The 20,329-nt window shown below is 64.4% G+C and carries 22 protein-coding genes and 1 riboswitch; of the genes, 11 read left to right on the top strand and 11 right to left on the bottom strand.

From position 1 onward, the window contains the following. Positions 1-20 precede the first annotated feature (20 nt). The 3 genes from AC1D2G_RS22660 to AC1D2G_RS22650 all read left to right on the top strand — a co-directional run bounded on the left by AC1D2G_RS22660 (position 21) and on the right by AC1D2G_RS22650 (position 4,095). Positions 21-962 (top strand): threonine/serine dehydratase, encoded by a 942-nt coding sequence (locus AC1D2G_RS22660; RefSeq protein ID WP_477416733.1) that lies wholly within the window; start codon positions 21-23, stop codon positions 960-962. Between the two features lie 114 nt (positions 963-1,076). Continuing rightward, entirely contained in the window at positions 1,077-3,668 is a 2,592-nt protein-coding gene (locus AC1D2G_RS22655) for a TIGR02302 family protein (protein WP_477228399.1), read from the top strand. A 55-nt stretch (positions 3,669-3,723) separates the two neighbouring features. Beyond that, entirely contained in the window at positions 3,724-4,095 is a 372-nt protein-coding gene (locus AC1D2G_RS22650; protein ID WP_095084877.1) for a glyoxalase superfamily protein, read from the top strand. 58 nt (positions 4,096-4,153) lie between these two features. Here AC1D2G_RS22650 and AC1D2G_RS22645 read toward each other — a convergent pair whose 3' ends face one another. Continuing rightward, entirely contained in the window at positions 4,154-5,017 is an 864-nt protein-coding gene (locus AC1D2G_RS22645; RefSeq protein ID WP_477416731.1) for a LysR family transcriptional regulator, read from the bottom strand. Between the two features lie 200 nt (positions 5,018-5,217). Here AC1D2G_RS22645 and AC1D2G_RS22640 point away from each other — a divergent pair, with 200 nt between their 5' ends. Next, positions 5,218-6,165, top strand: a complete 948-nt coding sequence (locus AC1D2G_RS22640; RefSeq protein ID WP_477416729.1) for a DMT family transporter — start codon at positions 5,218-5,220, stop codon at positions 6,163-6,165. On the opposite strand, the gene AC1D2G_RS22635 is transcribed toward AC1D2G_RS22640, so the two are convergent. The 3 genes from AC1D2G_RS22635 to AC1D2G_RS22625 all read right to left on the bottom strand — a co-directional run bounded on the left by AC1D2G_RS22635 (position 6,166) and on the right by AC1D2G_RS22625 (position 7,823). Beyond that, complete coding sequence (locus tag AC1D2G_RS22635) at positions 6,166-6,537, bottom strand: response regulator (protein WP_477416831.1); 372 nt, start codon at positions 6,535-6,537, stop codon at positions 6,166-6,168. A 75-nt stretch (positions 6,538-6,612) separates the two neighbouring features. Next, the gene (gene hpt, locus AC1D2G_RS22630; protein WP_477228397.1) at positions 6,613-7,155 is read right to left on the bottom strand and encodes a hypoxanthine phosphoribosyltransferase; all 543 of its coding nucleotides are present in this window, start codon (positions 7,153-7,155) and stop codon (positions 6,613-6,615) included. A 23-nt stretch (positions 7,156-7,178) separates the two neighbouring features. Then, positions 7,179-7,823 (bottom strand): hypothetical protein, encoded by a 645-nt coding sequence (locus AC1D2G_RS22625; protein ID WP_477416727.1) that lies wholly within the window; start codon positions 7,821-7,823, stop codon positions 7,179-7,181. A 192-nt stretch (positions 7,824-8,015) separates the two neighbouring features. On the opposite strand from AC1D2G_RS22625, the gene ftsE reads away from it, so the two are divergent. The 3 genes from ftsE to AC1D2G_RS22610 all read left to right on the top strand — a co-directional run bounded on the left by ftsE (position 8,016) and on the right by AC1D2G_RS22610 (position 10,522). Further along, positions 8,016-8,675 carry a cell division ATP-binding protein FtsE gene (gene ftsE / locus AC1D2G_RS22620; RefSeq protein WP_027023302.1) on the top strand — a complete coding sequence of 220 codons (660 nt, stop codon included), beginning with the start codon at positions 8,016-8,018 and terminating at the stop codon, positions 8,673-8,675. Then, on the top strand, positions 8,668-9,663 hold the full coding sequence (locus AC1D2G_RS22615; protein WP_477397840.1) for a cell division protein FtsX: 996 nt from the start codon (positions 8,668-8,670) through the stop codon (positions 9,661-9,663). Before ftsE ends, AC1D2G_RS22615 begins: the two co-directional genes overlap by 8 nt. A gap of 133 nt (positions 9,664-9,796) precedes the next feature. Next, positions 9,797-10,522 (top strand): YdcF family protein, encoded by a 726-nt coding sequence (locus AC1D2G_RS22610; RefSeq protein ID WP_095084883.1) that lies wholly within the window; start codon positions 9,797-9,799, stop codon positions 10,520-10,522. Between the two features lie 3 nt (positions 10,523-10,525). On the opposite strand, the gene AC1D2G_RS22605 is transcribed toward AC1D2G_RS22610, so the two are convergent. Beyond that, positions 10,526-11,176 carry a pyridoxamine 5'-phosphate oxidase family protein gene (locus AC1D2G_RS22605; RefSeq protein WP_477416725.1) on the bottom strand — a complete coding sequence of 217 codons (651 nt, stop codon included), beginning with the start codon at positions 11,174-11,176 and terminating at the stop codon, positions 10,526-10,528. A 24-nt stretch (positions 11,177-11,200) separates the two neighbouring features. Continuing rightward, entirely contained in the window at positions 11,201-11,671 is a 471-nt protein-coding gene (locus AC1D2G_RS22600) for a nuclear transport factor 2 family protein (protein WP_477416723.1), read from the bottom strand. 122 nt (positions 11,672-11,793) lie between these two features. On the opposite strand from AC1D2G_RS22600, the gene AC1D2G_RS22595 reads away from it, so the two are divergent. Then, positions 11,794-12,696, top strand: a complete 903-nt coding sequence (locus tag AC1D2G_RS22595) for a LysR family transcriptional regulator (protein ID WP_477344265.1) — start codon at positions 11,794-11,796, stop codon at positions 12,694-12,696. Positions 12,697-12,811: 115 nt separating this feature from the next. Continuing rightward, positions 12,812-13,600, top strand: a complete 789-nt coding sequence (locus AC1D2G_RS22590) for a lysophospholipid acyltransferase family protein (protein ID WP_457152224.1) — start codon at positions 12,812-12,814, stop codon at positions 13,598-13,600. Between the two features lie 18 nt (positions 13,601-13,618). Here the strand turns inward: AC1D2G_RS22590 and AC1D2G_RS22585 are convergent, their stop codons facing one another. The 3 genes from AC1D2G_RS22585 to AC1D2G_RS22575 form a co-directional block, all read right to left on the bottom strand. Next, the gene (locus AC1D2G_RS22585) at positions 13,619-14,245 is read right to left on the bottom strand and encodes a LysE family translocator (RefSeq protein WP_457152225.1); all 627 of its coding nucleotides are present in this window, start codon (positions 14,243-14,245) and stop codon (positions 13,619-13,621) included. 90 nt (positions 14,246-14,335) lie between these two features. Next, positions 14,336-15,283, bottom strand: coding sequence for an aldo/keto reductase (locus AC1D2G_RS22580; RefSeq protein ID WP_477416721.1), 948 nt, complete (start codon positions 15,281-15,283; stop codon positions 14,336-14,338). A 121-nt stretch (positions 15,284-15,404) separates the two neighbouring features. After that, entirely contained in the window at positions 15,405-15,926 is a 522-nt protein-coding gene (locus AC1D2G_RS22575; RefSeq protein ID WP_457152227.1) for a gamma-glutamylcyclotransferase, read from the bottom strand. Between the two features lie 133 nt (positions 15,927-16,059). On the opposite strand from AC1D2G_RS22575, the gene AC1D2G_RS22570 reads away from it, so the two are divergent. Together AC1D2G_RS22570 and AC1D2G_RS22565 are read left to right on the top strand one after the other, a co-directional pair. Then, positions 16,060-17,058 carry a DUF2125 domain-containing protein gene (locus AC1D2G_RS22570; protein ID WP_477416719.1) on the top strand — a complete coding sequence of 333 codons (999 nt, stop codon included), beginning with the start codon at positions 16,060-16,062 and terminating at the stop codon, positions 17,056-17,058. 7 nt (positions 17,059-17,065) lie between these two features. After that, on the top strand, positions 17,066-17,992 hold the full coding sequence (locus AC1D2G_RS22565; protein WP_477416717.1) for a sugar kinase: 927 nt from the start codon (positions 17,066-17,068) through the stop codon (positions 17,990-17,992). A gap of 9 nt (positions 17,993-18,001) precedes the next feature. Here the strand turns inward: AC1D2G_RS22565 and AC1D2G_RS22560 are convergent, their stop codons facing one another. Both AC1D2G_RS22560 and hisC read right to left on the bottom strand, forming a co-directional pair. Then, entirely contained in the window at positions 18,002-18,937 is a 936-nt protein-coding gene (locus AC1D2G_RS22560; RefSeq protein WP_457153181.1) for a prephenate/arogenate dehydrogenase family protein, read from the bottom strand. Positions 18,938-18,943: 6 nt separating this feature from the next. Beyond that, a complete protein-coding gene (hisC, locus tag AC1D2G_RS22555; RefSeq protein WP_477416715.1) occupies positions 18,944-20,053 on the bottom strand; it encodes a histidinol-phosphate transaminase in 1,110 nt (369 codons plus the stop codon). 137 nt (positions 20,054-20,190) lie between these two features. Beyond that, positions 20,191-20,268: riboswitch (SAM riboswitch) on the top strand. Positions 20,269-20,329 lie beyond the last annotated feature (61 nt).

The following is a 20,329-nucleotide window of genomic DNA, read 5'->3' as shown; positions in this document are numbered from 1 at the left end:
TCAATCCCAAGGAGACGTCCATGAGCAACGGCAACACCGTCACACGCGAACGCATTGCCGCGATGGAACCGCGCATTCGGCCGCATGTGCGCCACACGCCGGTGCTGCGCGTCGACATGGCCGACTTCGACCGCCCGCCGCTGACCGTCGACCTGAAGCTCGAGTGCCTGCAGCATTCCGGCTCGTTCAAGGCGCGCGGCGCTTTCACCAACCTCCTGGAGAGAACGGTTCCAAAGGCCGGCGTCGTCGCCGCATCAGGTGGCAACCATGGCGCAGCGGTCGCCTACGCCGCCATGCGGCTTGGCCACAAGGCGACCATCTTCGTTCCCGAGGTGAGCCCGCCGGCAAAGCTGGAGCGGATCCGCAGCTACGGCGCTGAGCTCATCGTCGGCGGCGCCCGCTACGCCGAGGCGCTGGCTGCCAGCGAGCGCTTCGCCGAGGAAACCGGTGCCTTGCAGATCCATGCCTTCAACCAGGAGGAGACGCTGGTCGGCCAGGGCACGCTCGGGCTGGAAATAGAGAGCGATTTGCCTGAGATCGACACGCTGCTGGTCGCCGTCGGTGGCGGCGGCCTGATTGGCGGCATCGCCGCCTGGTTCGCCGGCCGCATCCGCATCATCGCCATCGAGCCGGAAGGGGCGCCAACGCTTTACCGCGCCTTCGAGGCCGGCCGCCCCGTCGACGCGCCGGCCGAGGGCATCGCCGCGGATTCGCTGGCGCCCAAGCGCGTCGGCGAAATGATGTTCCCGATCGCCGAGGCCTTTGTCGAACGCTCGATCCTGGTCAGCGACGACGACATCGTCGCTGCCCAGAAGGCGCTGTGGGACCGGGTGCGCATCATCTCGGAACCGGGCGGTGCCACCGCCTTCGCGGCCGTGCTGTCCGGGCGGTATGAGCCCGCGCCCGGCGAAAGGGTCGCCATACTCGTCTGCGGTGCCAACGCCAACCCCGCCACGTTCTGACAGCAACCAGTCCGGCAGCTTCACGTTTTCTCAAACTGCCTCGCCTTTGCCGTGTTTGCTGGTATTCTTCGAGTCGTGAGGATCGGGCTATCCTGCCCGCCCATGGAACGGCCGATGACGCAACGACCCACCTTCAGCAGCCATCGCGGTCTGGCCCGGCGCCTTGCCTTGAGCCGGCTGGCGACGCGGGTCTCGATGATGGTCGAGCGTGGCTGGCCGTTGCTGCTTCCGCTCGTCATCGTCGCCAGCCTGTTCCTCAGCGTCTCCTGGCTCGGCATCTTCTCGCGCCTGCCGGACGTGGCGCGCATCGGCCTGCTCGCCGCATTCGGTGTGGCAGCACTTGCGGCACTCTATCCGCTGCGTTTCTTCCGCTTGCCGGGCGCCGCCGAAATCGACCGCAGGATCGAAGCGGCCAATCAATTGCTGCACAGCCCGGTGCTGGTGCAGACCGAGCGGCCGAGCGGCCGAGAAAGCAGCTTCTCGCAGGCACTGTGGCGCGAACACCAGAAGCGCATGGCCGGAAAGCTCGACAGCCTTGGCGCCGACCTGCCTCGCACGCGCGTGCCGGAGCGCGACCGCTGGGGTCTGCGCGCGGTGGCCGCACTTTTGCTGGTGACCGCCTTTGCCTTCTCCTTCGGACCGAGCGGCGGCAGGATTGTCGACGGGTTCAGTGCCCATGGCGTCCACGATGCCATACCACCGCGCATCGACGCCTGGGTGACGCCGCCGGCCTATACCGGCAAGCCGCCGATCTTCCTGACCGCCGACGTCAACCAGGCGACGCCGACCTTCATCATCCCCGAAGGCAGCGACGTCTCGCTGCGCGTTACCGGCGGCTCGGGCGAGGAAACGCTCGCCTATGCCGACAAGAATGGCAATTCCCGCGCCATCGACCCGGCCGGCCCGCAGGCCGCCGCCACGGCCAAGCCGGCGGCAAGCCCGGCGACGCCATCCAAGGTGCGCCAGTTCACCGGCAAGCTGACCGGCGACGGCACACTGACGCTGACGTCAGGCGAGGATCAGCTCGGCCGCTGGGCCTTCGCGGTCATGCCGGACAAGCCGCCGCAGATCCGTTTCGTCGGCGAACCGAAGCGCGCCGCCAACGGCGCCTTCGAGCTCAACTACCAGATCGACGACGACTATGGCGCCGCCAATGCCAAGGCGGTTTTCGCGCTCGCCGATCCGCAGGCGCCCAATGCACATCCGCTCTATGGTCCGCCTGAAATGCCGCTGTCGCTGCCGCGTCGCGGCGGCAAGTCGAATGCCGCCCGGACGACGAAGGACCTGACCGAGCATGTCTGGGCCGGTAGCAGCATCAAGCTGACGCTGGTCGCCACCGACGATGCCGGGCACACCGCGTCGAGCGAGACCAAGACGCTGGTTATGCCGCAGCGGCCATTCGCCAACCCGCTGGCGCGCGCGGTGCTCGAGCAGCGCCGCCTGCTGGCGCTCGACGCCAACGCCAAGCCGCACGTGCTCGACCTGATGGACGCGATCACGCTGCGGCCCGAGGACACGTTCGACAACATGTCCCACTACCTCGCCATCATGAGCGCCCGCAGCCGGCTCAAGATGGCCGTCAATGACGACCAGCTGCGCAGCGAGGTGTCCTATCTCTGGGAAATCGCGCTTGGCATCGAGGAAGGCAATCTCTCGGCCGCCGAAAAGCGACTGCGCCAGGCGCAGCAGGCGCTGCAGGACGCCATCAAGAACGGCGCCAGCGACGCGGAAATCGAAAAGGCGATGAAGGAACTGCGCGAGGCGATGAACCAGTTCCTGCAGGAATTCGCCGAACGCGCCAAGCAGAATCCCAACGCGCCGCAGATGCAGCAGAACGGCCAGGAACTGCGCCAGAGCGATATCGACCGCATGATGGACCAGATCGAGAACCTGGCGAAGTCGGGCGATCGCGACAAGGCGCAGCAATTGCTGTCGCAACTGCAGGATATGATGAACAATCTCCAGGCCGGCCGTCAGCAGCAAGGCGGCCAGCAGGACAGCGAGATGCGCCAGCAGATGGACAAGCTCGGCGAGATCCTGCGGCGCCAGCAGGAGATGATGAACGACACCTTCCGCATGGACCAGATGCAGCGCGGCGAGCGCCAGCGCGGACAGAACCGTGAAGAGCAGCTCGGCCAGGACGGTGAGCAAGGTCAGTCCGGCGAAAACGGCAAGCCCGGCGAGGATGGCCAGCAGAAGCCGATGACACCGCAGGAATTCGCCGATGCGCTGAAGCAGCTGCAGCAGGGCCAGGGCCAGCTGAAAAGCGACCTCGAGCAGCTGAAGAAGGGGCTCGAAGGCATGGGCATGGAGCCCAATGAGGGATTTGGCGAGGCCGGCAAATCCATGGGCAATGCCGAACAGGCGCTCGGCGAAGGCGACGGCGATCAGGCGGTCGGCCACCAGGGCCGGGCGCTGGAAGCGCTGCGCAAGGGCGCCAAGGACATGATGAAGCAGATGCAGGCCATGCAGGGCGATCAGGGCGGCAGCGAGGAAGGTGGCCGCCAGCAGAACGCCGACCGTGACCCGCTGGGCCGTCCGCGCGCCAGCCAGGGCCCTGATTTCGGCGATTCGGTGAAAGTGCCCGACGAGATCGACGTGCAGCGCGCCCGCCAGATTCTGGAAGCGATCCGCAAGCGGCTCGGCAATGCGCTCAGCCCCGACATCGAACGCAGCTATCTGGAACGGCTGCTCGAGCTGAAATAGGGATCGCCGCCCCGCTTCCAACCTCACCCGAAGACACTCGAACGGTTGCAACACCATGCCGAAACTTGGCGCCGTCACGCCCATCCTGCGCATCTTCGACATTGCCAAGGCACGTGAGTTCTATGTCGGCTTCCTTGGTTTCGAGGTGCAATGGGAGCATCGCTTCGACGACAACGCGCCGCTCTACATGGCGGTCGGCCGAGACGGCTGCGTGCTGCATCTGAGCGAACATCACGGCGACGGCGCGCCTGGCATTGCCGTGCGCATCAAGGTCGAGGACATCGCGGCACTTCATCGCGAGCTGATCGGCAAAAATTACCGCTTCGCCAGGCCGGGTCTGGAGGAAACACCTTGGAAATCCCGCGAAATATCGGTCGCCGATCCGTTCGGCAACCGGCTGCATTTCCACGAGGAAGCCGCCGCTTGAGTCTTTGTTTGGTGCATGTCGTTATCCCAAGACCGCTGCACACGTTGGACGACAGGCACTAGATCTGCCTGTTGACGAACGCTTCGCGGATTGCCTCCTGCATGCCGTCGATCGCCTCACCCGAGGCATTCGGGTTGCGGTGCATCACCACATTCGAGGAATCGATGTCGCCGAACCCGTCCGCCGACGTCAGTTCGCGGCAGCCGGTCGGAATGTTGCTGCGCGAGATCGGCGCGATCGCCAGCCCGGAGGTGACGGCGAGCTTTAGGCCGCCAGTCGTGTCACTGGTATAGGCGACGCGATAGGCAAGACCGCGCTGCTCAAGTGATTTGACGGCAAAATCCTTGCACCAGCCGGCCCGGTTGTAGAGCGCGATCGGCACCGGCCGCTCCTCATGCATGTGGTGCAGCGTCGATGTCACCCATACGGTCGGATCGTGCATCAGCACTTCGCCGCCGGCAGGATCCTGCCATTCGAAAACCACGCACAGATCGAGCTCGCCGGCGGCGAGCGCCGCCACCTGCGCACCCGAATGCGCATAGCGCACGGTGACCTCGACCTGGGTGTGGCGCTTCGAAAAGGCGCCGAGCGCGCGCGACAGGATCGCGTGGCCATACTCCTCCGGAATGCCGATGCGCACCGGCCCGCCAAGCGGCGCCGCCGCCATCGACGCCGCCGTCTCGTCGAGCAGCGAAACAATCCGGCGAGCGTTGACGATGAGTTCGCCGCCGCGCCGCGTCAACACGACGCCGCGCGAACCACGCTCGAACAGGGTGTCGCCGATCAGGTCCTCGAGCTTCTTCATCTGCATCGACACCGCCGACTGGGTGCGGCCGGCCTGCTCCGCCGCCCTGGTGAAATTGCCGGCTTCGGCAATAGCCACGAAGGTGCGCAGAAGGTCGCTGTCGAGGGTCGGTCGCATGAAACCCGCCATAAGGAATTTTGATCACTGATATCATTCCAATTCGTTTGCAACATGTCAAACGCCGAACGATAGTCGCCTCACCCATTGGATATGCGGCTGCGAAATCGGCCGCGGACCAATTCGAAGAGTCCTCACTCATGCCCGCTGCCCGAAACGGTGGCGGGTTCTTTTTCGCTTGCAGGGAGCCCCGAAGGCACATGCAGAACCGGATGGTGCTTGGCATCCTGAGCCTGTGCCTTGGCGTGCTGGTCTTCTCGCTGCAGGACCCGCTCGTCAAAGCCGTGTCGAGCGGCTATCCGGTGACCGAGGTGATGGCGATCCGCTCGATCGTCGCCTTGCCGATCCTGATTGTTCTCGTCCATGTCGATGTCGGCTTGCCTGCGATCCTGTCGAGGCGATTCGGCATGCTGACGATGCGCGCCTTCATCCAGTTCACCTCCTATACGGTGTACTATCTGGCTATCGCCGCCTTGCCGCTGGCCGACGCCGTGGCGCTCTATTTCATGGCGCCGCTGTTCATCATGGTGCTGGCCGGGCCTTATCTTGGCGAGCGCGTCTCCTGGCAGACGCTGGCGACCGTGCTGATCGGGCTGTTCGGCGTCCTCGTGATGCTGCGCCCGGGCGCCGGTCTGTTCGACTGGGCGGCGCTGCTGTCGCTGGGCTCGGCGGCGCTCTACGGCTTTTCGCAGTTGATGGCCCGCAAGATCGGCGATACCGAATCGTCCACCGTCATGGCCTTCTACCAGAACGGCGCCTATCTGGTCGGCGCGGCCGTGGTTGCCGGCACGTTTCACCTGGCCGGCATCACCCACGCCGTCCACCCGAGCCTCGAATTCCTGGTGCGGCCCTGGCTCTCGCCGACATTGCCTGATTTTCTCAAGATGGCGGCCTGCGGTTTCGTCGCCTCCGCCGGCATGGTCCTGCTGTCGCAGGCCTACCGGATGGCACCGGCCAACCGCGTTGCCACCTTCGAATACACCGGCATCCTGTGGTCGCCGCTGTGGGGTTTTCTGTTCTTCGCCGAGGTGCCACGGTCGACGACGGTGATCGGCGCGGCGCTCATCATCGGCGCCGGCCTGCTGGCGCTCAACTTCGAACGCCGCAAGAGCGCTCCGCCCGTGCTCGCTGCAGCCGATCCAGCCTGATCAGGCGAAGCAGATCAGCGCCCGTTCGACGCGGGAGCGGATTTCGGCCAGCGTAAACGGCTTCTGCACGACATCGAGGATAACGCCGTTCAGCTCCTCGGCGCGCTCGCGCTGGTCGGCATAGCCCGTCATCAGCATGATCTTCATCGACGGGAAGAGCGCTGCCGCCGCAATCGCCATCTCGATACCGTCCATCTCCGGCATGCGGATGTCGGAGACGACGAGATCATAGCCGCCATTTGCGGCTCGGATCAGCGAAAGGCCTTGCGCGCCGTCCGCGGCGATATCGATTGTGTGTCCGGCGCGTTCAAGCGCGCGGGCGRCCAGGGTGCGGACGGACTCATCGTCCTCAACGATCAGAAGCTTTGCCATGGCGGCCATGTTTGGCTGCGAAAAGTTGACTTTCTCTGAAGGCGCAGGAGGCCAACAAGCCTTTTTGGACGTCGCTTACACGTCGCCTTTGACGACACCGACAAACGGCAATTCGCGAAAGGCATGCGCAACGTCCATGCCGTAGCCGACGACGAAATAGTCGGGACAGTCGAAGCCGACATAGTCGGCGTTGAGTGAGGTCTGGCGGCGCATGCGCTTGTCGAGCAGCACGGCGATGGCGCAGCTCTTGGCGCCGCGCGACAGCATCAGGTCGCGGGTGAAGCTCAGCGTCTTGCCCGATTCGAGAATGTCGTCGATCAACAGCACGTCACGGCCGGCCACCTCATTGTCGATATCGCGCAGCACCCTCACCTCGCCGCTTGTGGTGCCGGCGCCGTAGCTGGAAATGAAGATGAATTCGACCTCCGGCGACAGCCCGACATCATGCATGGCGCGGATCAGGTCGGCGGCGAAGATGAACGAGCCCTTCAGCACCGAAATCACCAGCAGATCGTGATAATCGTGGCCGGCGATCTCCTTGGCGAGTTCAAGATTGCGCCGTGCGATCGCCGATGCCGAAAACAGGACCTCGATGTCCTTGCCGCGTACGTTTGGCATTGGTGGTCTTCCTCGGTGATCGCCTATTGGGCGAAAGTGACCAAAACGGTTCTTACGCCGTTCTTAGGCACGTCGAGCCGGCTGGCAAAGCCGAATCTTTCGCCCGACGCCAGCGAACGACCGGATGTCCCCAACGAATAACGGGTCGTGCGCCCGTCATTGCCGGTCACCCGGATTTCGAGCGGCGGCAGCGGCGCCGGTTTCGCGCCGTCATTGGCGGCCTCGCCATCGACGAACAGCACGGGGTTCGGCCCGGAGGCGTCGACGCGTGACGTGACGCCTGAAATGCTCAGCGCCGACGCCTGCGCACTGGACAGGAACGGCGCCTGGCGCACCAGCGCATGCCCTCCGGAGACCCAGAAAGCGGCGAACGCGGCGCCAATGCCGGCGATCCAGAAGATCGGCCCGCCGCGTGAAGCCGGTGGCCGCTCCGCCGGGGCCTCGGGCTTGCGCAGCATGTCCATGCCCTCGATGGGCGGCGTGACGATCGCGCGTGGCAGCGGCGAAACGCTTTCCGCGGCGGGGACAAGGCGCGGCATCACCACGTAGTCGGCATCGACGATGTCAGCCGCTGGAGCGCGCATGAACCGGTCCGTTGCGGCAATTGCCGCCGGATCGGTCATGATTTCGCCGGAAACCGGGCGCGCGGTTCTATCGTCAGCCATCATGGCCCCAGCATTGCAGCACGTGTTCGCTTTTCGTTTCTTTTGAGTAAACACAAATGGTTAACGCTTCCCCACCGGAGCCCTCGTGAAGAGCCGAAAAAGCGCAAGAATTAACCGCCGGTTAACCATGCCGGCCGATGGTCATTACCCAGAACAGGCTGGCTCGCTGCCGCCGCGAATTTCAGGTCGCCGAAATTGATTCGCTTCGAAAATGTCGGCCTCCGCTATGGCATGGGTCCGGAAATCCTCCGTGACATCTCCCTGCACATTCCGGAGCGCTCCTTCCAGTTCCTGAGCGGGCCTTCGGGTGCCGGCAAGACGACGTTGCTGCGACTGCTGTTCATGTCGTTGAAGCCGACGCGCGGGCTGATCACCATTTTCGGCAAGGACCGCTCGCGCATCTCGCGCGCCGAACTGCCGCACCTGAGGCGTCGTATCGGTGTGGTGTTCCAGGACTTTCGCTTGCTCGACCATATGACCACCTACGAGAACGTGGCCTTGCCGCTGCGCGTGCGCGGGCGCGAGGAGGCGAGCTACCGGACCGATGTCACCGAACTGTTGAAATGGGTCGGGCTGGGCGAGCGCATGCATGTGCTGCCGCCAGTTCTGTCCGGCGGCGAGAAGCAGCGTGCGGCGATCGCCCGTGCGCTGATCGAGCAGCCGGAGATCCTTCTGGCCGACGAGCCGACCGGCAATGTGGATCCGCCGCTGGCGCGACGCCTGCTGCGGCTGTTTATCGAGCTCAATCGTCTCGGCACCGCCGTGGTGATCGCGACCCATGACCTTGGCCTGATGGAACAGGTCGACGCGCGCCGCATGATCCTGGCCGGCGGAAGGCTGGACATCTATGACTGAGCTGTCCGCCGAACATCTTGAACAGCAGGAGCAGGACGCCGAGGCCGCCGAGGCGAGGCCGCGTGCCCAGCGCCGGATGGCGCCGATCGTGCCGGCGCAGAACATCGCCGGCCGGGCACTGGTGCTGGTCATTGCCATCATGACCTTCCTGTCCTGCCTGACCTTCGGCGCGGTGACGCTGGTGCGTGACACCGCCTCGGTCTGGGAGAACCAGATCTCGCGCGAGGCGACGATCCAGATCAAGCCTGTCGACGGCCTAGACATGGAGGCCGCCCTTGCGGAGGCCTCGCAGATGGCCAGCGAGTTTCCCGGCGTGAAGGCGACCCGGATCATCGATCGCGACGCGACCGCGAGGCTCCTGGAGCCGTGGCTGGGCTCCGGCCTCAACATCGATGAACTGCCGGTGCCGCGCCTGATCATCGTCACCATCGACGAGAGCAGCCCGCCTGATTTCGCCGCCATGCGCGCCGCGATCACGCCGAAATTGCCAAGCGCATCGCTCGACGATCACCGCACCTGGGTCGACCGGCTGGTGGCCATGGCCCGCACCACGGTGACCATCGGCATCGCGGTGCTGGCGCTGATGCTGTCGGCGACCGTGCTGACCGTGGTGTTCGCGACGCGCGGCGCCATGGCGGGCAATGGCCACATCATCGAGGTTCTGCATTTTGTCGGCGCCGAGGCGAGCTTCATCGCGCGTGAATTCCGCCGGCATTTCCTGGTTACCGGCATGAAGGGTGCCGCCGCCGGCGGAGCCGCGGCTGTGCTCGTGTTCATCGTCTTTTCATGGTGGTCGTCGCGCAACATGGCGACGCCGCAGGCCGACCAGGCGACCGCGCTGTTCGGCAATTTCGCCATCGGTTCGGCGGGCTATCTCGGGGTCGTTCTCATGGTTCTGGTGATCGGTGGGCTGACGGCGGCGACCTCGCACGCCACTGTCGTCGCCTATCTCAGCGACATCGAGGTCCGCCAGCCGGATGCCGGCTAATTTACGTCGCTTGGAAGCAGGGACAAGTTCGGGACAATGACATCGATAGAAACAGGATGATCACGGATGGAGAATTGGCGTAACGCAAAGTGCGTCTTTCTACTACCCAAAGCCACATTTGGGGATTAACCATATGGCGATGGACGCGCGGCAAACGACCGGGACGGCTGGGCAGATGCCAGTGGTGGTTGCCCATTCGCGCGACCACGGCAAGGTCAGCCGCCTAAAAGCCGCTCTGCGCCTGTCCGGGCTTTCCCTGCTCATCCTCGCAACTCTGTTTGCCGGCGGCTTTGGCTGGTTCGCCAACAAGGTCAGCCACCTGACGACGCCCGCCAATCCGGCTAAGGCCGACGCAATCATCGTTTTGACCGGCGGCCAGTCACGCCTTGACGCCGCAATGGATCTGCTGGCGTCCGGCAAGGGCGAGCGGCTGCTGATCAGCGGCGTGCATCCTTCCGCCAGCCGCCGCCAGCTGCAGGCGGCAATCGGTGGCGACAAGCGCTTGTTCTCCTGTTGCGTCGATATCGACCGCGCCGCGCTGGACACGATCGGCAATGCCGAGGAGAGCGCCAAATGGGTGGAGAGCCACGCCTATGGCACGGTGATCCTGGTCACCAACAACTATCATATGCCGCGCAGCCTGCTGGAAATGGGCCGGCTGCTGCATGGCGCCAAGCTCGAACCGTATCCGGTGGTCAACACCAACCTCGACAATGGCAGCTGGCTGACCAAGCCGCGCGCATTGCGCGTGCTGTTCACCGAATACAATAAATATCTGCTGGCGCTGGCGCGCGGCATCGTGCCGATGAAGCCGACGCCGGACGGCATCGCGCTGGCCGAGACCGCGGCCGGCGGCTGAACCTCATTCCCCGGCTGTAGCACCTGCCCCGGCTGCAGCGCCTGAAATCCCCTTGAGGCGCGCTATCTCCTGTTCGAGGCCCTCGATACGCTTGTCCCGTTCGCCAAGCGCCGCTGCCACGTCAGCCGCCTCGAACCGCTGCGGGATGTGTTGCGGGCAATTGGAGTCCCAGGCCGAGACCGTGAACAGGATGACCTGCTCGGGACGCGCCTTGTAGTCCTGCGGCATCAACCTCGCCATCAGCTCGGCATCGTTCTCGACGACGCGGGCCGTGCCCCAGATCTTGATGCGCTGCCGGTGGGCATAATCGATCAGGAACAGGAAGGCCTGCGGATTGTCAGCCAGGTTGCCCTGCGTGATGAACTGCCTGTTGCCGGCAAAATCCGCAAAGCCGATCGTGTGTTGATCCAGCACCTTGAGAAACCCGGCGGGTCCACCGCGATGCTGGATGTAGGGCTGGCCATCGCCATTGGCCGTCGACAGGAAGACGCTGGTCTGCATCTCGATGAAGGCGGCAAGGTCGGGCGTGATATCGGCCTGCCAGCCGCCACGCTCCTCGACGCGGGCATAGGACTGGCGTGAGCCCTTGCGGGCCTGGATCGCCTTGACGGTCGGCGTGAAGGCGACGTCGCTGGTGAAAGCATGAGCATTCATGAAAGCCTCCTTGCCCGGACGATCCTAAAGCCCAAGCTCCGACAATGACGGGTGGTCGTCCGGGCGCCGGCCGAGCGGCCAGTGATATTTGCGATCGGCCGCGCCGATCGGCAGGTCGTTGATGCTGGCGATGCGCAGGCGCATAAGCCCGTGTTCGTCGAATTCCCAGTTCTCGTTGCCATAGCTGCGGAACCATGAGCCGCTGTCGTCGTGCCATTCATAGGCGAAGCGCACGGCGATGCGGTTGCCGTGGAAGGCCCAGACCTCTTTGATCAGCCGGTAGTCGAGTTCGCGGCTCCACTTGCGCGTCAGGAACGCCTGGATGGCAGCGCGGCCTTGCAGGAATTCGGCGCGGTTGCGCCAGCGGCTATCCGTCGTGTAGGCAAGCGCCACTCGGGCCGGATCGCGCGAATTCCAGGCATCCTCGGCCATGCGCGCCTTCTGCGCGGCGGTCTCGGCTGTGAACGGCGGCAGCGGCGGCCGGCTTTCGGACATGATGACTCGTTGCTCGTTGAGGCCATGCTATAGGCAGGCCAGCAATCGTGATATAAAGCCTTCCATCCTTCAAATGCAGATGACATATTCGCAATCCGTCCTTCCATTTTCTGGAAGAAGCTATGGATCGTCTCGAAGCCATGTCGCTCTTTGTCGCTGCGGTGGAGGCCGGCAGCCTTTCCGCCGCGGCCCGCCGCTTCGGCGTTCCGCTGGCGACGGTCAGCCGCAAGGTTTCCGATCTCGAACGACATCTGAACACACGCCTGTTGAACCGCTCGACGCGCCGGCTGACGCCGACCGACGCCGGCCAGGCCTATCTTGCCGCCTGCCGCCGCATCCTCGACGATGTCGGTGAGGCCGAACGCACGGCGGCCGGCGAATACAGCGCTCCGACCGGCGAACTGGCCATCACCGCGCCGGTCGTCTTTGGCCGCCTGCACGTGCTGCCGGTCGTCACCGGTTTTCTCGCGGCCTATCCCGACGTGAACATTCGCCTGACGCTAGCCGACCGTATAACCCAGCTGGTTGAGGACCATTTCGATCTCGCCATTCGCATCGGCCAGTTGCCTGATTCGAGCCTGGTCGCCATTGCTGTCGGCTCGATCCGCCGCGTCGCTTGTGCGAGCCCGGCCTATCTGGCCGAGCATGGCACGCCGATGACCCCACAGGATCTGGAAACACACAGTTGCATCACCTTCGAGGGACTTGCTTCCGCCGCCACCTGGAGCTTCGCCCAGGGCAGGACGGAAGTCCCGGTTCAGGTCCGCTCGCGGCTTCAGGTCAACACCGCCGAGGCGGCCATCGACGCCGCGATTGCCGGCATCGGGGTGACAAAAGTGCTTTCCTACCAGATCGAAGCCGCACTGCGGTCAGGCGCGCTGCGCATCCTGCTGCAGGAGTTCGAGCCTGAACCATGGCCGGTAAGCCTGGTACATGCCGGCCACGGCCTGCTGCCGGTCAAGCTGCGCGCCTTTCTCGATTTCGCTGCCCCGCGTCTGAAGGAGCGGCTGGCGCGATTGACGTAGCTGAAACGGGCCGCCCGACCATCGTTCTCCTTCGCTCGTCAGAGCGGCTCGCGGCCATTTCCTTTTTCGCCGCGCTTGGTGTAACCAACGCACACCTCTCACCGGGCCTCCCTCCATGCTGTATGTCCGATCGCTGGCGTTCAATTTCGTCTTCTACGTCAATCTGATCGTCCAGATGATCCTCTGGACCCCCTATTATTTCCTGTCGCCCCGGCACCGCGCCTGGTTCGTGCCGAAATTCTGGTCACGCACGTGCATGTGGCTCTATGACAAGATTGCCGGGACCAAGAGCGACATCACCGGCCTGGAAAACCTGCCCGAGGGTTCCTTCATCCTGGCGCCCAAGCATCAATCGTTCTGGGACGCGATCGCCTTCTTCCCGTTCCTCCAGGATCCGCTCTACATCCTCAAGCGCGAACTGACCTGGATCCCGTTCTTCGGCTGGTACATCATGAAGATGCGCATGATCCCGGTCGACCGCGGCAGCCGCTCGAAAGCGTTGAAGGCGGTGGTCGCCGCCACCAGGCAGGAAATGGCGCGCAACCCACGCCAGCTGATCATCTATCCCGAGGGGACGCGCCGCGCGCCGGGCGACGAGCCGGCCTACAAATATGGCATCGTCGAAATCTATTCGCAGCTTGGCGTTCCGGTGGTGCCGGTCGCCCATGTCGCCGGTCTCTACTGGCCGCGCCGCAAATTCCTGCGCTTCCCCGGCACGATCAAGGCGCGGTTCCTGCCGCCGATTCCGCCGGGCTTGGGCAAGGACGAATTCATGGCCCGGCTGATCGGTGAAACCGAGGCTGCCTGTGACCAGCTTCTCATCGAGGCATCCCGCACGCCCAACCCGCCGGCATTGCCGTCAACCGCGGTGAAGCGGTTGCGGGAACTCGGCGCGAAAGTCTGAAAAGCTCCGAGCCGACACTCAGCCGAACACGGCCAGCGCGGTGGTCAACACCAGCGTCGTGGCAAAGATCAGATTGATGATCCGCGAAGCGGCCGGCCTGCGGAGGAAGCGGGCGAAAGACGCCCCTGCAACGAGCCACAAAGCGTGGATGGCAACGATCATCAGCGCGAGGACGGTCAGCTTGAGCCATATGCCGATATCGCCGGCGCCTTGGCTCGACGACGCGCCGGCGAACACGGCGGCGATCGCCACATAGGCTTTTGGGTTGGCGACAGCCAGCAGAAACCCGGCCAGCCATGTTGGGCGCGAAGCCTCGGCCGCGCGCGCTACCAATGGTGGAGCCGTGGCGATCTTGAACGCGAGATAGAGGATATAGGCGCCGGACGCGAAAGCCAGCAGCGGCCCCAGCTTCGGCATCGACGTGAGCACCGCCATGACCCCGGTAGCTACCACCAGCAGCACTGCAATCGTGCCCAGGACGATCCCCCAGGCGTACCGCAATGAATCACGCAAGCCGAAGGCAGCGCCGACGGCGGTGACGCTTATCGTTGCCGGCCCTGGGCTGCCCATGACGACGGTGGCGGCAAGCACCAGCGCGACCAACTGGCGCCAAAGATCCGGTTGCGAAAGAAGCGGCTCAGTCATCTCACCCTCTGCCTTGCCCCGTGCGAAGGACGGTATGGCAAGACAGGTGCGTGGTCTTGGACGTTCGTGCGTGCGGCGCCGCCGGAAGTTTCAGCCGCTTGCCTTGTCGAGCTCGGCCATGTCGTCGGCGGTCAATTTCAGCGACGCGGCCTTGATCAGGCTCTCCATCTGCTCAGGCCTGGTGGCGCTGGCGATCGGCGCGGTGACGCCTGGCCGTGCGATAACCCAGGAAAGCGCCACTTCCGCCTGCTTGGCCGAATGCCTGGCCGACACCGCATCGAGTGCCGCGAGAATGCGCGTGCCGCGCGCGTTGAGGTAGTCTTTCACCCCGCCGCCACGCGGGCTTTGGCCAAGATCGGCCTCGCTGCGGTATTTGCCGCTGAGGAAGCCCTTGGCCAGGCTGAAATAGGTGATGACGCCGATGTCCTCGGCCACGCACAGATCGCGCAACGGCCCGTCGAAGGAGGAGCGATCGTAGAGATTGTATTCCGGCTGCAGCACCTCGTAGCGCGGCAGGCTGCGCAAGCTCGCCACATCGAGCGCCGCGCGTAACTGGCCGGCGTCGAGGTTCGAGCAGCCGGCATAGCGGATCTTGCCCTTGGCGAGCAGTTTCTCGTAGGCGCCAAGGGTTTCCTCATAGGGCGTGGTCGGATCCGGCCAGTGCGACAGATAGAGGTCGATGACGTCCGTCTGCAGCCGCTTCAGCGACGCGTCGACGGCCTTTTCGATATAGGCCGCGGACAAGTCCTTGTGGCCCTGCCCCATATCCGAGCCAACCTTGGTGACCACCACGACGTGATCGCGATTGCCACGGTCCTTCATCCACTTGCCGATGATGGTTTCCGATTCGCCGCCCTTGTGGCCTGGCACCCAGCGCGAATAGGCGTCCGCCGTGTCGATGGCGTTGAGACCGGCCCCGACGAAGCGGTCTAGCAGATCGAACGAGGTTTTCTCGTCGGCGGTCCAGCCGAAGACATTGCCGCCCAGAACCAGCGGCGCGATGGAAAGGTCGGTGCGACCAAGGCGGCGTTTCTGCAAGGCGTATCTCCGGGATGATTGGGGGCCAGTCAATGCAGCCCTGGCTGAGGTTCGGAACCTAACCTAGGTCTTCCATCATCGAGGTCAAAGGCCTGGCGGCCTTTTCCGCAGAGCCAGCGCTTCACAAAGGTGCTACCCGGCGCGCGACATCCTCCAGCCAGTGGTCGCTTATGCCCAGCGCCTCAAGGTGTTCCAGCGTGCTGATCACATAGTCCTCATTGTTGCCGGACTGGCCGACCGCGCCGCGCACCACGGCCGCTGCATGCGCCGCGTCGAGCGCGCCGGCATATTGCTCGTGCTGGCGGTCGACGATGTAGGCCACGGCTTCGACCGTCCGGCCGCCGTCAAGGCGAATCTTGAGCGTCCGTTCGAGATAGACGTTGGTGACCAGCTCGCGCTCGCGCAGATAGGCGATGACCTCGTCGCGCAATTCGCCGGGCACGCGGAACGCCAAACCGACGCAGGAGCCACCACGGTCAAGACCGAGCACCAGCCCCGGCCGCTGGCGCGTGCCGCGATGCACGAAGGAATAGACGCACAGCGAGCGCCGGTAGCCGTGCAGGCGGGCGCGCTGCGTCTCGACATGCGCGAAACCCGGCCGCCAGATCAGCGACCCATAGCCAAACACCCAAAAATCGCCCATATCGCCGCGCCTGATTGTAAAGAATGGCAGCACCACACCGGAATCGGTGTTTTTTCCGTCCGCCTCTGTCTACCTGTTGTTGTCGGAATCGCGAGTCCGCCTACAACACCCTTGCGTTAACGAGAGCCAAAGCATGACGTCAAGTGACGAACGCCAACCGAAGCGCCGACGCCTCCTGTTCTGGCTTGCCGCGTTCATTGTCGTGCTGTTCGCCATTTACAGCGCTGGCTGGTTCTACCTGGCCGACCGGGTCCGAAGTGAAGCCGACAAAGCGGTTGCCTCGCTCAACAAGAGTGGCGTCGAGGCCGGCTGCGCCAATCTCCAGGTCAGCGGCTATCCGCTGAGCTTTGCCGTCTCCTGCGACAATCTCGCTTATGAGGACGATGCCAGGAACATCGCCGCCTCGGCCGGCAGCTTCAATGCCGTCGCCCAGATCATCCAGCCGCTGTCGCCGGTGGCCGATCTGCGCGGTCCGCTCAGGACCTCCGTTCCAGGCATGATGCCGCTGTGGATCGACTGGGACAACCTGCAAGCCAACGTCAAACTGTCATGGCCGCTGCCACGGCGGATTTCACTGCAAGCCGAGGGCCTGTCCGGCCAGACCGATCCCGCTGATGACACCGATCCAGTCGAACTGTTCAGTGCCGGCAAGGCGGACAGCCAATTGCAGCCTAACGGCGGGGATATCAACTATCTCGGCAATTTCAGCGATCTCGAGATCGATGCCGAGGCGATCGGCGGACGGGTGCTGCCGGCGCTCGATGCCAGCGGCGACGTGACGCTGAAGAATGGCGTCGCGCTGATCGGCAGGCAAGTGAAGAGCCTGCGCGGCCAGGCGATCGAGATCCGCAACCTCGACCTGTCGTCAGGCACGGCGCGCGTCACCGTTTCCGGACCGCTGTCGGTCGATGCCGATGGTCTCATCGACGCCGACCTGACGATCACGCTGAAGGATCCGAAGGCCGTGGCGGCGATCCTCGGCGGTGCCATCCCCGAGCAAAAAACGCAGATCGAGCAGGGCTTTGCTGGCCTGGCGCTGCTCGGCAACCAGCCGTCGATGCCGCTCAAGGTGGTCAAGGGCAAGGCCTCGCTCGGCTTCATTCCGCTGGGCAAGATCAAGCCGGTGGAATAGCGCATCGATGGCAAAACCCGTGAGACTGCTGAGTGTCGGCGCGCTGACGCTGGATACGATCCTGCGTGTCGAGACGCTGCCCGACCACCAAGGCAAGTTCATCGCCTCCGACGGCGTCCAGATCGCCTCGGGCATGGCGACGAGCGCGGCCTGTGCTGCACATCGCCTGGGCGCCGACGTATCGCTGTGGGCGAGCGCGGGTGACGATTCCGTCGGCGATCAACTGATCGCCGGGATCCAAGCAGAAGGCATCGATTGCAGATTCGTGCGCCGCGTCAACGGCGCTCGCTCGGCGCTGGCCTCGATCCTGGTCGACGCGCATGGCGAGCGCATCATCGTGCCGTTCTACGACAGCCAGGCCCAAGCCGATCCCGAGGCTCTACCGGTCGCCGACCTCTCCGCATTCGATGCCGTGCTGGCCGATGTCCGCTGGCCCGGTGCCGCGGCGCTTGCCCTGGAGGCGGCGCACGCCATCGGCCGGCCGGCGATCCTTGATGCCGATACCGCGCCGAGGGACGTGCTGGAACTTCTGCTGCCGCTGGCTTCCCATATCGTGGCTTCCGAGCCGGCGGCGCGCATACTGTGCGGCGCAGAACTGGATACGCGCCAGGCCTGTGAGGCACTTGCCCGGCGCGGCGATGCGTTTGTCGCGGTTACCGGCGGCGCGGCTGGCACCTGGTGGTTCGATCGTGCGACGGGATCATCGCGACATGTCGCGGCGCCGAAAATCAAGGCGGTCGACACGCTGGCCGCCGGCGATGTCTTTCACGGCGCCTTCGCCGTCGGACTGGCGGAAGCCATGCCGGTCGAGCAGGCCTTGCGCTTTGCCAGCGCGGCCGCCGCGCTCAAATGCCTGCGCTTCGGCGGTCGGCTAGGCGCGCCGGACCGGGCCGAGACGCTGGCGATGATGAAAAGCCACTGGCCAGCAGGCTGAAGAACCGATCTACGCCTTCGCCGGGTGCTCGACCGCCTGACGACCGAAATCGGGTACGTCGATGTCCTGGCCCGCCTCGATGATAGAGCGGCGCACCGCGCGGGTGCGGGTGAACAGATCGAACAGCTTTTCGCCGTCGCCCCAGCGGATCGCCCGCTGCAGCGACGCCAGGTCTTCCGAGAACCGTGCCAGCATTTCGAGGATGGCGTCCTTGTTGTGCAGGCAGACGTCGCGCCACATGGTCGGATCCGAGGCGGCGAGACGGGTGAAATCGCGAAAACCCGAAGCTGAATATTTGATGACTTCGGACTTGGTCACCGACTGCAGATCGTCGGCGGTGCCGACGATGTTGTAGGCGATGATGTGCGGCAGGTGCGAGACGATGGCCAGCGTCATGTCGTGATGCTGCGGATCCATGGTGTCGATGTTGGCGCCGCAACGGCGCCAGAATTCCGACAGCCTCTCCAGCGCATCCGGGTCGGTGTCGGGCAGCGGGGTGAAGATGCACCAGCGATTGTCGAACAGATCGGCGAATCCGGCATCGGGGCCGGATTTTTCCGTGCCCGCCAGTGGGTGGCCCGGAATGAAATGCACGCCATCAGGCACATAGGGCTGCATCTGCGCGATGACCGATGCCTTGGTCGAGCCGACATCGGTGAGGATCGCACCCTGCTTCAGCGCCGGCGCGATTTCCTCGGCCACAGCGCCGGACGAGCCGACCGGCACCGAGACGATGACCAGATCGGCATCGCGGACCGCTTCCTTCGCATCGCTGGAGTAAGAGGAGCCGAGCCCAAGCTCTTGCGCACGCGCCAATGTCGCGGCACTGCGGGTCGAGATGGCGACGTGGCGGGCGAGGCCCTCGCGACGGATGACGCGGGCCAGTGACGAGCCGATCAGGCCGATGCCGACCAGCGCGATCTTTTCAAACATCGGTGATGTCATGGTGTTCTAGCTTTTCAGGAATGTCGTGAGAGCAGCGACAACGCCGCGATTGGCCTCTTCGGTGCCGACGGTCATGCGCAGTGCGTTGGGAAAGCCGTAGCCGGAAACGCGCCGCAGGATATAGCCGCGCGCCGTCAGATAATCGTCCGCCGCGGCGGCCGAATGGTTCTGGTCGTCGGGAAAATGGATCAGGATGAAATTGCCGACGCTTGGCGTCACCCGCAGCCCGAGCTTGCCGAACTCCTCGCTCAACCATGTGAGCCAGGTTTCGTTGTGCATCACGCTGCGTTGGACGTGGTCGCGGTCACGGATAGCGGCGATGCCGGCCTCGATCGCAGTGGCATTGACGTTGAAAGGGCCACGCACACGATTGATGGCGTCGACGATGTGCATTGGAGCGTACATCCAGCCTATCCGCGCCCCGCCCAGGCCGATCTTGGAGAAGGTGCGGGTCATCACCACGTTCTCGGCGCCGCCGACCAGTTCGATGCCGGCTTCATAGTCGTTGCGGCGGACATATTCGGCATAAGCCGCGTCGAGCACCAGAAGCACATTTCTAGGCAGGCCGGCATGCAGGCGGCGCACTTCTTGGAACGGCACATAGGTGCCGGTCGGGTTGTTGGGATTGGCGAGGAATACGATTTTCGTGCGCGGCGTGACGGCGGTCAGCATCGCATCGATGTCGGCACGCTCATCGGTCTCCTTGACCGCGACCGGAGTTGCGCCGGCCGACTGGATGTAGATTTTGTAGACCATGAAGGCGTGTTCGGTGAAAATCGCCTCGTCGCCGGGAGCGAGATAGGTCTGCGCCAGAAGGCCGAGAATTTCGTCGGAGCCGTTGGAACAGATGATGTTCTGCGCGTTGAGACCATGCACCTCGGCGATCGCCTCACGCAGCCGCCTGGCGGTGCCATCGGGATAGATGTCGAGCTTCGCAGCAATCTCCCGCGCGGCCTCGATCGCCTTCGGCGACGGACCCAGCGGATTCTCGTTCGACGACAGCTTGTAGACCTTGGCGACGCCGGCGGGCGCCGTGCTCTTGCCCGGCACATAGGCGTCGATGTCCATGATGCCCGCGCGCGGGGTTGGACGTGCCTTGTCCGGTGTCTGGCTCATGTCGCAAAATCCGTCGAGAACGCTTCCGTCTGGAAGCCGCAGCGGAAATACAAGCCACGGCCCGCAATGTCGAGAGGTGGCAACCTCCGGACCGCGGCTGGCCGTTGACGCGGGCGCACCACAGTCCTAGAAGAGGTACGAAATTCCGTGGTGATTTGGCCGGTCGGCTTGCAGCCACGTTAAACAACTTGCTAAAGGGCCGTTTGCATCCTGTAACCGGCTTTGCGACGGCAATGCCGGTTTTTTGTTGTCCGCGCCGGCCGGACACCGCATCGG

The sequence above is a fragment of the Mesorhizobium sp. P2_C7 genome (genome assembly GCF_056404515.1).
Note: the sequence above shows the minus strand (reverse complement) of the source record. Positions and strands in the feature narration are given on the sequence as shown.